The organism is Streptomyces fulvoviolaceus (genome assembly GCF_000718165.1).
GTDB lineage: Bacteria > Actinomycetota > Actinomycetes > Streptomycetales > Streptomycetaceae > Streptomyces > Streptomyces fulvoviolaceus.
Genome location: NZ_JOEY01000016.1, coordinates 116,806 through 130,215, shown reverse-complemented (window position 1 = coordinate 130,215; position 13,410 = coordinate 116,806). Strand labels below are relative to the sequence as shown.

At 70.3% G+C, this 13,410-nt stretch carries 10 protein-coding genes and 1 pseudogene; 1 reads left to right on the top strand and 10 read right to left on the bottom strand.

Going from position 1 to position 13,410, the window contains the following annotated elements; translation table 11 throughout:
• Positions 1–30: 30 nt before the first annotated feature.
• Complete coding sequence (locus IG08_RS0118855) at positions 31–1,977, bottom strand: recombinase family protein (protein WP_030603435.1); 1,947 nt, start codon at positions 1,975–1,977, stop codon at positions 31–33.
• A 201-nt stretch (positions 1,978–2,178) separates the two neighbouring features.
• Here IG08_RS0118855 and IG08_RS0118850 point away from each other — a divergent pair, with 201 nt between their 5' ends.
• Entirely contained in the window at positions 2,179–3,450 is a 1,272-nt protein-coding gene (locus IG08_RS0118850) for a cytochrome P450 family protein (RefSeq protein WP_030603432.1), read from the top strand.
• Position 3,451: 1 nt separating this feature from the next.
• On the opposite strand, the pseudogene IG08_RS63025 reads toward IG08_RS0118850, so the two are convergent.
• From IG08_RS63025 to IG08_RS0118805, 9 genes and pseudogenes are all read right to left on the bottom strand, one after another.
• Positions 3,452–3,793, bottom strand: a pseudogene (locus tag IG08_RS63025) (hypothetical protein); the annotation flags it as partial.
• A complete protein-coding gene (locus tag IG08_RS0118840; RefSeq protein WP_030603427.1) occupies positions 3,747–5,636 on the bottom strand; it encodes a tetratricopeptide repeat protein in 1,890 nt (629 codons plus the stop codon). The gene IG08_RS0118840 and the pseudogene IG08_RS63025, both read right to left, overlap by 47 nt.
• Positions 5,637–5,657: 21 nt before the next feature.
• The gene (locus tag IG08_RS62490; protein WP_267964968.1) at positions 5,658–5,789 is read right to left on the bottom strand and encodes a hypothetical protein; all 132 of its coding nucleotides are present in this window, start codon (positions 5,787–5,789) and stop codon (positions 5,658–5,660) included.
• Positions 5,790–5,830: 41 nt separating this feature from the next.
• Positions 5,831–6,820, bottom strand: coding sequence for a nucleoside triphosphate pyrophosphohydrolase (locus tag IG08_RS0118830; protein WP_030603424.1), 990 nt, complete (start codon positions 6,818–6,820; stop codon positions 5,831–5,833).
• 95 nt (positions 6,821–6,915) lie between these two features.
• Positions 6,916–7,560 (bottom strand): SurA N-terminal domain-containing protein, encoded by a 645-nt coding sequence (locus IG08_RS0118825; protein WP_030603421.1) that lies wholly within the window; start codon positions 7,558–7,560, stop codon positions 6,916–6,918.
• A 134-nt stretch (positions 7,561–7,694) separates the two neighbouring features.
• Positions 7,695–8,522: a glycoside hydrolase domain-containing protein gene (locus IG08_RS0118820; RefSeq protein ID WP_030603419.1), complete on the bottom strand. Its 828-nt coding sequence runs from the start codon at positions 8,520–8,522 to the stop codon at positions 7,695–7,697.
• Positions 8,523–8,712: 190 nt separating this feature from the next.
• Positions 8,713–10,227, bottom strand: a complete 1,515-nt coding sequence (locus IG08_RS0118815) for a serine/threonine-protein kinase (RefSeq protein WP_261725329.1) — start codon at positions 10,225–10,227, stop codon at positions 8,713–8,715.
• 17 nt (positions 10,228–10,244) lie between these two features.
• Entirely contained in the window at positions 10,245–10,841 is a 597-nt protein-coding gene (locus tag IG08_RS0118810) for a hypothetical protein (protein WP_030603414.1), read from the bottom strand.
• A gap of 180 nt (positions 10,842–11,021) precedes the next feature.
• Positions 11,022–13,211, bottom strand: a complete 2,190-nt coding sequence (locus IG08_RS0118805) for an N-6 DNA methylase (protein WP_030603412.1) — start codon at positions 13,209–13,211, stop codon at positions 11,022–11,024.
• Positions 13,212–13,410: the final 199 nt, after the last annotated feature.

Genomic DNA, 13,410 nt, shown 5'->3' with positions numbered 1-13,410 from the left:
GCGTGTCACCTTTGCGGTGCTGGGGCGGGGTCACTCGCGGACGTCCGCGAGCAGGCCGGCCCTGAGCTGAGCCGTCACCGCGAGCGGCGGCAGGGACGGCCGCCTGTACGCATCGACTCCAGCGGTGTCGGCATCCAGACTCTTCATGACCTCCGGCCATGCGCCCTTTTTCCACCAGGAAAGTTGCCGCTCACGAATCGGGTCGACGGGTCCCCAAATAAGGGGCATGTCACCCCAGGAGAGGCCATGGCGAAGCCGGTGGAGCATCCCCTCGAACTGGAGACGGATGTCGTACTTACTCGTGAAGTGACGCTTGGTGAAGTACGGCCGCAGCACCTCCAGCACCTTCTCCCACTGCTCGTCGTCAGGGTCCGGTGGCACCTTCGTGCCGGTCGTCCAGTGCCACTCGCTGACAGCACACCTTCCGCCGGGCTTGCCGAGGATGGTCGCATCGCCGATGACGACCTTCACGTCGAACATGTCGAAGACCTTCCTGCGCTCCTCCAGCGTCAGGTTCTCCAGCCGCTCCTTGGCACTGGTCGCGATGCCGACGAGATCGCGCTCCCGGCGTTCGTGCTCGCTGTACGCCTCCAACCACTGCTGGGCGAACTTGCGTTGCTCCCGAAATTCCGCCAGTTCGGCCTCAAGTGCCGTGATGGAGGCCTTGAGCATCGCCGGGTCGACGCCGGCGCGTACGTACTCGGGAATACGCACCTCGATCAGGTGCTCCTGTTCGGCGATTCTGGCCGTGAACTCGGCGACGCGCTTCTCGTACTTCTCCTTGCCTCCGGGGAGGCTGCCCACTCGTTCGGCAGCCACCAGGTCCCGTGGATGCCCTTCGGCATCGAGAAGCCCGGCCAGCTCCTCCCAGACGGCGCCCTCGATGTCATCCGCCTCAAAGACGGGCTCGCGGCACGAGGGATCCTTGAGACCTCCCTTGCAGCGGTACGACCGTTCAGCGCCCCTACCGGCTCCCGTGTACACCTCGCCGCACGTGCCGTGAATCCGTCCGGTGAGGGGGTAGACGCCATTGCCGCGCCGACCGTTCCGGAAGCCGAGATCCTTCAGAGCAGCCATTAGCTGTGCGGCCCGCTCCTCGGAGAAGATGGGCGGGACGCCGATTCTGACCTGGTCACCGTGGACGGGGGTGCCGTCGGCGCAACGAAGGGTGGCGTTCTTCCCGTTGCCGCGATCGGTCTTTCGGTAGACCACGTAACCGTCGTGAATGGTTTCGCCGTGGAGGCGGTTGCGGAGGTTGCCGACGCTCCAGGGGACACCGCTGCGGGCGAAGAGCTTGCGGTTGTTGAGTTCCTCACAAGCCTCCGTGAGGTTCATGCCCTGGTCGACGATAAATTCCGCGGCGACGGCGAGGACCATGGCCTCGTGAGCGTCGGTAACAAGGACCGACAAGCGTTTACGGCGTCCGTCGACTTCCTTGGTGTCCTTCTCGATCCTGTAGCCGTAGGGAGCCGAGCCACCGGGCCAGCCGCCGTAGCTGATCTTCAGCTCTCGGCCTGCGACGGTGCGCTCCTTGATGCGTAGCCAGTCCATCTCGGAGAAGGTGACGTACCTCATGAACTGCTGCCAGCCCTCTTCGGTGCTGGTGTCGATGCCTTCGGTGACCGAGATGAAGTAAATGCCGATGTCAGCCATGTTCCAGGCCCACTGGTAGGCGGCTCGGGCTGTACGCCCGATGCGGTCGACCTTGGGGACGAGGATGCGGTTGAAGCGCTGTTGGTGCGCGTCAGCGACGAGACGGTCCATCTCGGGGCGGCTCTCCAGAGTCCCGGACACGGCTTCGTCCACGTAGGAGCCGTAGAGGGTGACTTCAGGATGTCGGTCGAGCCATCCGTTGGAGACCTTGTCCTGGTCTTCGAGCCCGAAGCCGTCGAGCTGGCCGAGGGTGGAAACGCGTGCGTACTTGGCGACGACTACGGACGCCGGGGCGGCAAGGCATGGGCGTGCCACAATGGGCATGTTCAGTCCTCCGAGACTGTTCCGTCCCCGGGGTGTTCGAGCACCGCCGGGAAGGTTCCGGCTCCTTTGCGCTGCTACAAGTGCTCAGGGGCCGGTGCCGTTTGGGGAACTTTACCTGCCGCTCTGTGCAGTTGAAGGGGAATTGCACAGAACGGTTCGGCGTCCTCATCCACGCAACACGGCTCCCGGTACCGTCATCGCGTGAACGCCCCACATAGCGAACCCGAACTCTTCACCTGGGAGTTCGCCACCGACCCCTACCCCGCCTACGCGTGGCTCCGCGAGCATTCGCCCGTGCACCGCACCACGCTCCCCAGCGGGGTGGAGGCCTGGTTGGTCACCCGGTACGCAGACGCCAAGCAGGCACTCGCCGACCAGCGGCTCTCCAAGAACCCCGTGCACCATTCCGAAGACGCCCGCGGCAAGAGCAAGACGGGCATCCCCGGAGAGCGCAGCGCCAACCTCATGACCCACCTGCTCAACATCGACCCACCTGACCACACGCGACTCCGTCGGCTCGTCTCCAAGGCGTTCACACCCCGCCGCGTGGCCGAATTCGCGCCCCGGGTCCAAGAGCTGACCGACCACCTCATCGACCAGTTCGCGCAGACCGGAAGTGCCGACCTCATTCACGAGTTCGCGTTCCCCCTCCCCATCTACGCCATCTGCGACCTGCTCGGCGTCCCCCGCGAGGACCAGGACGACTTCCGGGACTGGGCGGGGATGATGATCCGGCACCAGGGAGGGCCGAGGGGCGGTGTCGCGCGGTCCGTGAAGAAGATGCGCGGCTATCTCGCCGAGCTGATCCACCGCAAACGGGAGGCACTCCCGGACACTCCCGGCCCAGGCGAAGACCTGATCTCCGGGCTCATCCGCGCCTCCGACCACGGCGAGCACCTCACCGAGAACGAGGCCGCGGCCATGTGTTTCGTGCTTTTGTTCGCTGGTTTTGAGACTGTTATCAACTTGATCGGCAACGGCACGTACGCGCTGCTGCGCAATCCAAAACAGCGGGCGCAACTACAGAAGTCGATCGAACGTGGCGAACAGGAACTGCTCGACACCGGCATCGAAGAGCTCCTCCGATACGACGGCCCTGTCGAACTGGCCACCTGGCGCTACGCGACCGAGCCCCTCGAAATCGGCGAACAACACATCACTTCCGGTGATCCCGTACTCGTGGTCCTCGCCGCCGCCGACCGTGATCCCGCCCGTTTCGACGAGCCGGACACACTCGACCTCTCCCGCAGGGACAACCAACACCTCGGCTACGGACATGGCATCCACTACTGCATCGGCGCCCCACTCGCCCGTCTCGAAGGCCGCACCGCACTGGCCACCTTGCTGCGCCGTCTCCCCGATCTCCAACTTGCCGCTGCTCCCACGGACTTGCGCTGGCGAGGCGGACTGATCATGCGTGGACTACGGAACCTCCCTGTGGAGTTCACCGCCGACCGACAGGTCACTCCTTGACGGGATCCCGCGGCTCGCGCTTCTCGCCATGGGCCTGCTTGGCGTCGACGTAACGGGCGACCAGCCAGGCCTCCACACCGCTGGGGAGCTTGGCCCAGTGCACGGGCGCGTGCTCGCGGAGTCAGGCGTAGGCGGGGCAGGGGTTGGTGGCGAACTCTCAGGTGAGGAGTTCGGGGGCGGGAGGCGGGGTCGTGGAGTGGGCCTGGTTGGCTACTCCTTGACGGTATCCGCAGTGCGGGGCTGTGGTTGCGGGCCCGCCTTGGGGCTCCGGCTTCGTATGTACGGCGTGGGGGCCTTCAACCCGCTGTGGTGGGTCCGGGCCTTGGTTTGTCGTCCCCGGCAGCCCGGCGGCGCAGCTCCGTCCCCTCCTTAGCACTCTCGCCGCCCCTCAACTGGAGCAGGACCCCGAGGTAGTGCATGCCCTGCATGTCCCCGGCGTCGGAGGCACGCCGGTACCACATCTCGGCTGACTCCGCGTCCCCGTCACCTTGGCGCTGCCTCCCGAGCAAGACCGCCGCCGAGATGTCTCCGGCCTCGTATGCGGTCAGGCACCAGTGCATGGCCCCTGTCTGGTTCTCGTGTCCCGCCTTGCCCATGAGCAGCTCTCCCAGCAGGCGCGCAGCTTCCACGTCCCCCGCCTTGGCGGCCTCCCGTAGCCAGTGCTCGGCACGGTCACCGTGTATCCGCCCGAGCTCAAGCCCGGCCCAGGAGATGCCGCTGCTCGCGGCAGCCTCCAGATAAGGAAGTGCGTCGCCCTCGGCGCCCCGATTCAGCAGGCGTCTCGCCATGTACTCCACCGCCTGCTGGTGTCCCACATCAGCCGCACGGCGCGCCAGTGCTTCGCCGTCGTCGCCGCCGATGTAGATGCCGAGGCGGAACATCACCTCCGCCTCCCCTCTTTCGATACGAGGTCGCAGCGCGGTGCGTGCCGCATTGACGACGGCGTCTTGGTTCAGCGCGTCTCCCTCTGTCGCGTCCAGCAGCATCCACCACACCGCGTCCGGCACCGGCTCCAGGTCGTCCGACCTCAGCGCCTCCGCGACGAGCGCCCCGTACGCCCGCCAGGTACCGCCCTCGTCACCCTGCACGAGCAGTCCCGAGGCGCCGAACTTCGGTGCCGTCGCCCAGGCGAGGGCGTCCTCGAACGACTCGCGCTCCTCCGTTCCGTACTGCTCCTGGACCTCCCTGAGCAGGTCGACCCGTACCGCTCCCATGACCCCGCACCGGGCGAGATCGACCGCGGCCCTCACCAGCGACCGCCCTCGCGGATGCTCCCGTCGTGTTCCGGCGCGTCTCCACTCGTCGAACAGCAGGTGCCCGATCGCGAAGTAGGAGGCCGCGCCCTCCTTGCCGCTCCACATGTATGCCGGGTAGGCACGCGGATCGTCGTCGTGTGCCGCCAGCCGTGCCAGTTCGGCCTCGCTCCACTCGCGCGGCAGCTCCACCGTGCGGGCCATGGCGACGACCCGGTCGCCGGGGGCGATCCCGGCACGGCGGCGGTAGTACTCGTCGGGGCTCATCGTGCCGAGAACGACCGCGCCGTGGCTGGTGAGCCGCCCCAACAGCCGTGGTTCCAGGGCGCCTTCACCGAGATGGTCGGTCAACTCGTCCAGCCACACGACGTACTTCCCGGGCCTGCCCTTCAGCGCGGCGACCAGGTCGCGCAGGTCCTCGCCGGGGTCCGGCGCGTACAGCCGGTGGTCCGCCAACGACCGCACCGCATGCCACGCTGTGTACGACTTGCCCGCGTACCGCTCGCCCAGGATCAGCACCAGGCCGTGGTGGGCGAGCTTGGCGCGCAGGTCCTCGTCACAGTCCCGCGTGACATACGGCGGTACGTCGGGCAGCCCGGGCACGTGCCGGGTCGGGCGTACGCCGAACTCGACGGCGCCCACCTCACCGACCGGCCGCCACTCCGCCGGGGCGGAGACAGGGCCGTAGTGGTTGTGCTGCACGCCGACGACCCGGTCGTGGAAAGTGCTGTTGCGGAAGTCGAGGTGGTCTCCGGCGACTTGGTCACCGACCGGGACCGAGGCTATGCGGTCAGCCCGGGTGAGGGGGCTTTGGGCGGTTCCGCCGGGGACGGTGTTGGTCGTACTGCGCGCGGGCGGGGGCTTCCTGGCGATCCTTCGGAGTTCGGAGAGGATCGCCGGGTGGTCCCTGCGCAGGGTCGCCAGCAGCCCCACCCGCTTGTCCGCCTCGGTCGGCTACTTCCAGACGCCGGTCGATTCGGGGATACCCGACTGCTTCATCAACCGCTCGACCCGTCTCGCCGCGTCCGGCGACTTGCGGACCTCACCCAGCAGTGCGTCCCTGAGTTCCTCCAACTCCGCATCCACACAAGCCCCCACGCCTCGCACCGCCCGTAAGGGCAACGGTACTAACCGTCGACCCCTTCAGCAGCCCGCACGGCATCCCGATAGGCCCGCGCGGCAACCCGCAGAGCCGCCTCCGGATCCACCCCCGCCGCCTCCGACCGAACCGCCAGGGCCAGCAGTTCGTACCCGATGCCCTGCCCCGCCGGAAGCGGCACCTCCAGTCCCGCCGTCCGTACCCGCGAGGCCAGTTTCGCCGCGAGGGCCAGGCCGGGCTGGCCTATGGGGATGCCGTCCGTCACCGACTCCCGTTGCTTCTCCACCGCCTTGGTGCGCAGCCAGTGCTCCTTGACTTCCTCGGGGGTCGTCGCCGTCTCGTCGCCGAAGACGTGGGGGTGGCGGTGGATGAGCTTGGTGACGATGCCGGCGGCCACGTCGTCGATGGAGAAGGGGGCGTCGTCATCGTCGGGGCCGCCCTCCTCCGCGATGCGGGCGTGGAAGACGACCTGGAGCAGGACGTCGCCCAGTTCCTCGCGGAGTTCGTCGCGGTCGCCCTCCTCGATCGCCTCGACCAGTTCGTACGCCTCCTCGATGCCGTACTTCGCGAGGCCCTTGTGGGTCTGCTGGGAGGACCAGGGGCACTCGGCGCGGATGCGGTCCATGACCTGGACGAGGTCGAGGAGGCGGGCGCCCGGGAGGTCGTAGGAGGCGGGGAGGAGTTCGAGTTCGGGCATGGACACGCGGCCCGAGCCGGCGAGGCGGGCCAGTCCGTCCGTCAGGGCCGGTTCGCCCTCGCCCATCGCCACGACGACCACGGTGTGCCCGCCTGCGCATGCCTCGACCAGTTCTTCCGCGGTCGGGGACACCTCGTCGACCGGTATCCCCGCCTCGCGCAGATACGGCAGCTGCGGGTGCGTACCGTCCGCGCACAGCACACGGTCGGCGGCGTGCAGCGCCTGCCAGGCGGGCCAGGACAGCAGGCCGGGGGCGACGCGGTGGCTGGTGGTGAGCAGGACGATGCGGCCGGGGGTGGCTTCGGGACTGGTTGCGTTCACTCTCCGAACGTAGCCCACGGTGCGGACACTCCCCCGAGTTATCCACAGGGCTGGTGGGCCGGCCTTCGCCCGAGCCCGCCGTACCGTTCCTCCGGCTACGCCGTCTGCTCGGTCCCCGCCGTCGTGACTTCCCGTACCCACGGAGTCTTCGCGTCGACGCGGGTGCTCTTCTCCGCGTCCCAGGTGCCGTAGCGCGGGTTGAGGTCGACGTCCAGTTCCTCGGAGGCCTTGGTGAGGGCGCTCCAGAAGGCGGGGTCGCCGGTGTTGGTGCCGAGCGAGGCAGCGAGTTTCTGGGCCTCCAGCTGGAGGCGGAGGTTGTCGTCGAGGCGTTCCGGTGCGATGCCGTACTGCTGCAGCCAGGCCGTCTCCAGGCCCTTGGAGCCGCCGGCCTGCTCCTCCAGGCCGGACCGCATGTCCTGGACCTCCTTGCGGGTCACGGTCACGCCCGCGTCCTGGGCGGCGCGGTGCAGCACCTGGTCGAGGACCATGCCGTGCAGGGTGTCGCGGGTGAGGGTGCCGGTCTTGGCGACGGCCTGCGCGTACTGCGCGTCGTCCGTGACGACCGCACGCTGGGCCTCGCGCACCTCGTTCACCCTGTTCTCGAGCTGCGCGACGGTGATCCGCTGGCCTCCGACGACGGCCGCCGCGCCGGGGTGCGCATCGTTTCCGCAGGCGGTGAGGAGGGGGGCCGCGGCGATCGCGGCGGTGAGGAGGAGCGCGGTGCGACGGCGGCGGTGCAAGGAAGCCTCCCGAGGAGATTGTGCGGCGGTGCACAAGGTCTTGCGGTGATCGATGGTAGGCAGTGGGCAAGCTCTGGCCAACCCATTCGACCAACGATTCACCGCGACTTCGGGCACCGCCGCGCCCCGCGCGCTCAGCCGGTGATGGCCACCGGGGCGTCCCACGCGTCGCGGTCCACGGTGATCGTGTAACCGCCTCGGGTCTCCTTGCTGTTGACCATGTACTGGTGGCCGCGGCTGTGACCGGTGTACCGGGTCGCGCCGAACGGCCAGTCCGCGGTGGTGGTGTTCTGCTTGTCCCACAGTGCGTACCAGAGGTTGCCGGGCAGGTCGGTCTGGTCCTTGGCGTTCGCGATCGCCTTCGCGCTGGAGCTGGTGAAGCCGTAGTAGCCCGCTCGGTACGTCTTGGCGCGCAGGCCCTTGTCGAAGGCGCGCACGTAGGTGAGGACGGCGTTGTTGCACGCCGTGTTCGTGATGTCGTACGCCTCCATGTCGAGGTAGATCGGGCTGCCCGCCTTCATGCCGAGGGCGGACGCCTTGGTGACGGCGTCGGTGGCGTCGCTCGCGCCGAGGGAGGCCGCGGTGGTGGCGGTGAGTTTCTCGGGATTGGAGCCGGTCTGGCACGGGGGCTGGGCTCCGACGTAGATCGGGATGAGCTTCCAGCCGACGGTGCTGACCGACCTGATCCAGGAGGCGGTGAGGTTGGGCTGGGAGCAGCCGCGGTTCTTGCCGCCCACGTAGACGGCGGCGGCGCCGTAGAAGCCGGTGTGCCAGGCCTTCATCGCGGAGAGGGAGGGTGCGGCGCAGGTGTCGAAGGCGCGGCCGGTGTACGTCTTCTGCGCGGGCCAGGTGGTCGCGGCCATGGAGGTCTGCGCGGCGATGCCCGCTCCGGCGGCGACGGCGGCACCGGCGACCGTCCATGTGACGTATCTGCGCTTCTTCGACTGACGATGGCTGGACATGCGTGAACCCCACCCCTGGTTGTGCGTGGTGCGTCGCGTGATGACGGCGCGCGCGGCGCATCGGAGAGCGCACGGCGTACGCATCAGCGCGCACGGCGCGTGAAACGGATCGCAAGCTAGCGCGCCGCACCTCGGTTCGGGAAACACCGCCCCCAGGAGCGCACAAGATTCTTTCAGGGAGCGGCAAAAACTAGCCGCGCACCTGTCCCAGCCACTGCAGCGTCCTGCGGACCTCCGCCGCGAGCGGGTGTCCGGGGCCCTGCAGCCGCTCCACGTCGTGCAGCAGGCGCGCGAGCGTGTCGTGGGCGGCGGGGCGGTCGCCGAGGGCGAGCAGGAGGAGGCCGATGCGACGGCGGACGTCGTGGGAGAGCTCGGGGCCGCCGGCCACGTACTGGTTCTCGTAGTACGGCAGGAGCGCGCGGTACTCGGCGAGCGCCGCCGCCGGTTCGCCGAGCTGTTCCAGGCACTGGGCGGCTTCGTAGCGGTAGCGCAGGGACTGCGGGTCGGCCTGGCCGGCCTCGGCGGCGCGTTCGTCGGCGAGGCGGCGCAGTTCGGGCAGCGCGCGCCGGTACTGGCCGTCGTCCATGAGGGTGGCCGCGTACTGCTTGCGCAGGGTGCGCACGACCGGGGAGTGCGCGCCGTGCTGTTCGGCGGCGGCGGGCAGGATCGCGCCGAGGATGTCGACGGCCTGGGTGATGCGGCCCTCGCCGAGCAGGCGCTTGACCTCGTCGACGGCGCGTGCGACGTCCGGTTTCTCGGCTGCGGGCGCGACCGGCGTGGCGGGGGCGGGCTGGGGCGCGGGCGTGCGCGCGCGGTCCGGCCAGGGGGCGTGCGGGCGCAGGAAGGGGCGTGTGGGATCGAGGGGCGCCCCGGTGGGCATCCCGCGCGCGGGCAGGAGCAGCGCCAGGTCCTCGTACACGTCCTGCGCGGAGGCGGGCCGGTGCTGCGGGTCCTTGGCGAGCAGGCGCAGGACGAGCGCTTCGAGCGGCTCCGGGACTTCGGGGCGGATGCGGCGCACGGGCAGCGGGGGCTCGTACAGATGCCGGTGCAGCACGCCGAGCGCCGTCGAGCCCGCGAACGGGACGTCGCCGCTGAGGAGTTCGTGCAGGAGCACGCCGAGCGCGTACAGGTCGGTGTACGGGCCGACCGCGCCACCCATGGCCTGCTCGGGCGCCATGTAGGCGGGCGAGCCGATGGGTGAGCCGGTGTGGGTGAGGCGGGTCGTGTCGGTGTCCATGACGGACGCGACGCCGAGGTCGAGGACGGTGACGGTGCCGTCCTGCTTCACCATCACGTTGCGCGGCTTGAGGTCGCGGTGGACGATCGGCACGGCGTGCACGGCGCTCAGCACGGCGCAGAGTTGCGCGGCGACCGCGACCGCCCACTGCCAGGGGTACGGGTCGTGCTCGGCGAGGTGGTCGGAGAGGTCGGCGCCGTCGACGTACTGCATGACGAGGAACAGCTCCTCGCCCTCGCTGCCCGCGTCGTGCACCGTGACGAGTCCCGGGTGGTCGACCTGCGCGGTGACCCGGCACTCGCGCACGAAGCGGCGGCGCAGTTCGTCGGCCTCCTGGCCGGCCACCTTGTCGGGGCGCAGCAGCTTCACCGCCACGCGCCGGTCGAGCCGTTGGTCGTAGGCCGTCCAGACCTGTCCCATGCCGCCCTGCCCGATGAGCGTGGACAGTTCGTAGCGGCCGGCGACCACACGTCCTGTCGCCACGGTCACCTTCCGCCCTCGTGGTTGCCGTTGTGGTGGTCGTCGTGCTTGCGCAGGTAGTCGCTGAGCTCGTCGAGTTCGGCGCGCACCTGGTCGATACGAGCGGGCGCGGGGCGCTGCGGCGGCGGGGGCGGTACGACGGTTCCGTGGGCGTGGGGCGCGGGCGGCCGGGGCTGCGGCACAGGCGTGGCGGTGTAGGGCGACGCGGGCTGCGGATAGCCGTATGTGGAGTGGTGGGTCGGGCCCTGGGGAGGCGGCGCGTAGCCGGTGAACTGTGCCCGCTGCTGGTGGAACCGAATGTCGATGACCAGGAAGTACACGCTGCTGAAGAGCCCCAGCAACAGGACCAGGGCCAGGGCGATGTCGGTGCTGACGTCCGCCTCCGGGAGCGCGCCGACCACCGCGAAGCCCGCGATGGACAGCGGCAGGCTCACCCAGGCCATCGCCCAGTCGGCCAACCGTCCGCGCAGGAAGGCGACCCGGAACAGCGGAGCGCAGGCGAGCAGGCCGCAGGAGAGGAAACCGACGGCGGCGAACAGCACGCGCAAGGTGATGACGGTGCCCGCGCTGCGGGCGGGCGGCGCCGCGCCGTGGCCGTACATGACTGCTCCTGGACCGGGTGAAGCCGATGGGGACGGACGTGCGAGTGAGGTGAGTCGGTTCGCTGTCGGAGTTCGAGCGTATAGGCCGACACGGACAAGCGGTCCCGGGTTGTACCGAACCGTTGTCGTGCTGATCACTTCGTACGGCGGTGCGGGTCGCGCGGAGGCTCGGCTTCCGCCTCAGTCGGGCGCGACGGTCCCGTCGGTGAGGCCGTCGTACATCCCGCGCACGAGCTGCTCCCCGAGCCGGCCCGCGCGCCTCAGCGCCCGCTCGAACTCTTCGAGTGCGCGGAAGCGCGCGCCGTAGCGCCGTTGTTCGTCGAGCGGGAGCCGGGGCAGTTGGAGGCGGCGCACGTCCAGGCGGGTGGCGGTGGAGGCATAACTGCTGGCCTGGCGGTTGTTGGCGGTGCCGCGCAGGAAGCCGGCGAGGAACCAGGGGTCGAGCGCCGTGGGATCGGGGCGCAGGAGCACGAGGTTGCGCCCCAGGGCGGCGCCCCCCGTCGCGTCGTCGATCACGCGCGCCACCGAGCCGCCTCCGAGCACCGGCACGACGACGTCTCCCGGCTCCGTCAGTACGGCTTCCTCGTCGCTCTCGGGAAGTGTTCCGGACGGGTCGGTTCCGGCCAGGACGTCGTGGTCGGTGAGAACGGGCACGCGCGCGTGGCCGCCGTTTCCGCCCGCACGCATCACCAGGGCGCCCCCGCGCGCGAGTTCGCCGACGGTGGTGAGCGGCCAGCGCGTGGGCTGTGCGGGGTCGATGGGCGGTGGGGTGAGGTCGGCGGTCAGACGCAGGGTCTCGCCCAGGCGCTCGCGTACGGCCGTGAGCTGGTCGGTGCCGTCGGCCGCCGTCGCGGGCGGGAGATGGCGGGCGGGGGCGAGGTCCACGTCGTCGTCGAGGAGTTCGATGACGGGCAGCGAGCGGGCCAGGCCCGGCCGTTCGTCGAAGTGGCCGGCCCGGTCGTAGGCCTGCCAGGCGTCGAGTACGGCCTCCCGCACGGCCCGCCAGTCCGGCCCGCCACGCCCCTCGGTGGCGAACTGCCCCGCGTCGGCGAGCAGTACCTCCGGCTGCGCGGGCGCCTTCTCGGGCCGACGCAGCACCCACAGGTGGAGCGGGATGTTGTACGGCGGTGCCGCACCGACGGGCAGGGCGATGACCGCGCGCAGGGCGCCGCGCCGCAGCAGGTCGGCGCGGATACGGCGGCCGGAGCGGCGGGAGGCGGCGGCGGGCGGCATGAGGAGTACGGCGGCGCCGCCGTCCTTGAGCCGGGCGAGCGCGTGCTGCACCCAGGCCAGCTCGGACTCGTTGCGGGCCGGGAAGCCGTACTCCCAGCGGGGGTCGTAGGCGAGCTCGTCGTGGCCCCAGTTGCGCTCGTTGAACGGGGGGTGGCACAGGACGGCGTCGGCGTGCAGCCGGGGGTGGGCGTCGGCGCGCAGGGTGTCGCCGACGGCTCCGTGCACGGTGGCCCGGGTGTGCAGCGCGAGGCGGAGCGCGGTGAGCGCGGCGAGGTCGGGGGCGCTGTCCTGGGCGTAGAGCTCCTGGTCGGGGCGGGGGGTGACGGCGCGCAGGAGGGCGCCGGTGCCGCAGGCCGGGTCGAGGACGGTGCGGGCGGGGCCGGCGAGGTCGGCCATGAGGCCGGCCAGTTCGGCGGGGGTGAGGGTGTACTGGCGCGGGTTGGCGTCGAGGTGCCGGCCGAGCAGGAACTCGAACGCCTGCCGGGCGCCCAGCTCGGCCGCGAGCTCGGCGGCGCCGCGCAGGAGGGGGGTGGAGGGGAGGAGAGCGGGCCCCGTGGGGGCGTGAACTGCGGGCCGGGTGTTCACAGGGTGTGGGGTGTTCACGGCGGGGGGTGTGTGAACACCGGAGGCCGCGTGTGCGAGTGGCGCGGTGTTCACGGCGGCCGGTCCGTCCGCGCCGGACGCCGCGTGAACCGACCGCGAGGTGTTCACAGCGGACCGGGTGTTCACGGCCCGTGCCGGCGGTCCGAACCTCGGTGTCAGCACCTCCTCCAGCGCGGCCGGCAGCATCGCGGCCAGCCGCTCGTCGGAGCCGGCGCTCACCTCCAGCCAGACCGTCGGGCGGTCGTGGATCAGCAGCAGGACGCAGCCGGCGTGGGTGAGGGCGGTGACCGGGCCCTCGGGATGCCCGGCGAGCTGCTGCCAGACCCGCTCACGCAGTGGGACCTCGGCGAGTTTTCCCTGCTTGCGCAGCCAGGCCTCGACCTCGGCGAGCGCGAAGGACGGGCTGGTCTCAGTACCGCCGACGGGCTTGGGGAAGTCGGCGTGCCGACGGCGCCAGTTGCTGACGGCCGCGCGGCCGACGCCGGCGAGCCGTGCGATCCCGGCGGCGGTCACCTCAGTTGCGTTGTCCTGCACCCGCCCGGCTCCCCTCGTCAACCCACTGCCCTACGTGTGTCGCCGAGCATACCGACGCAAGCAAGATCTACCCATTCACGGCCGTGTACACATCGATGAGCGTGAATCGTGTTGACTCGGTTCACACGCTCTGCTCTTATTGACCCAGCGAACGAGCGACGGCCGAGTGGCGGCAGTCGCCGCATGGGGAGGGGACACA

Bases quoted from the DNA above. Each gene is read 5' to 3' on its own strand.
- IG08_RS0118810 (WP_030603414.1), bottom strand. From the start codon at position 10,841: ATGTACGGCCACGGCGCGGCGCCGCCCGCCCGCAGCGCGGGCACCGTC.
- IG08_RS0118820 (WP_030603419.1), bottom strand. From the start codon at position 8,522: ATGTCCAGCCATCGTCAGTCGAAGAAGCGCAGATACGTCACATGGACG.
- IG08_RS0118855 (WP_030603435.1), bottom strand. From the start codon at position 1,977: ATGCCCATTGTGGCACGCCCATGCCTTGCCGCCCCGGCGTCCGTAGTC.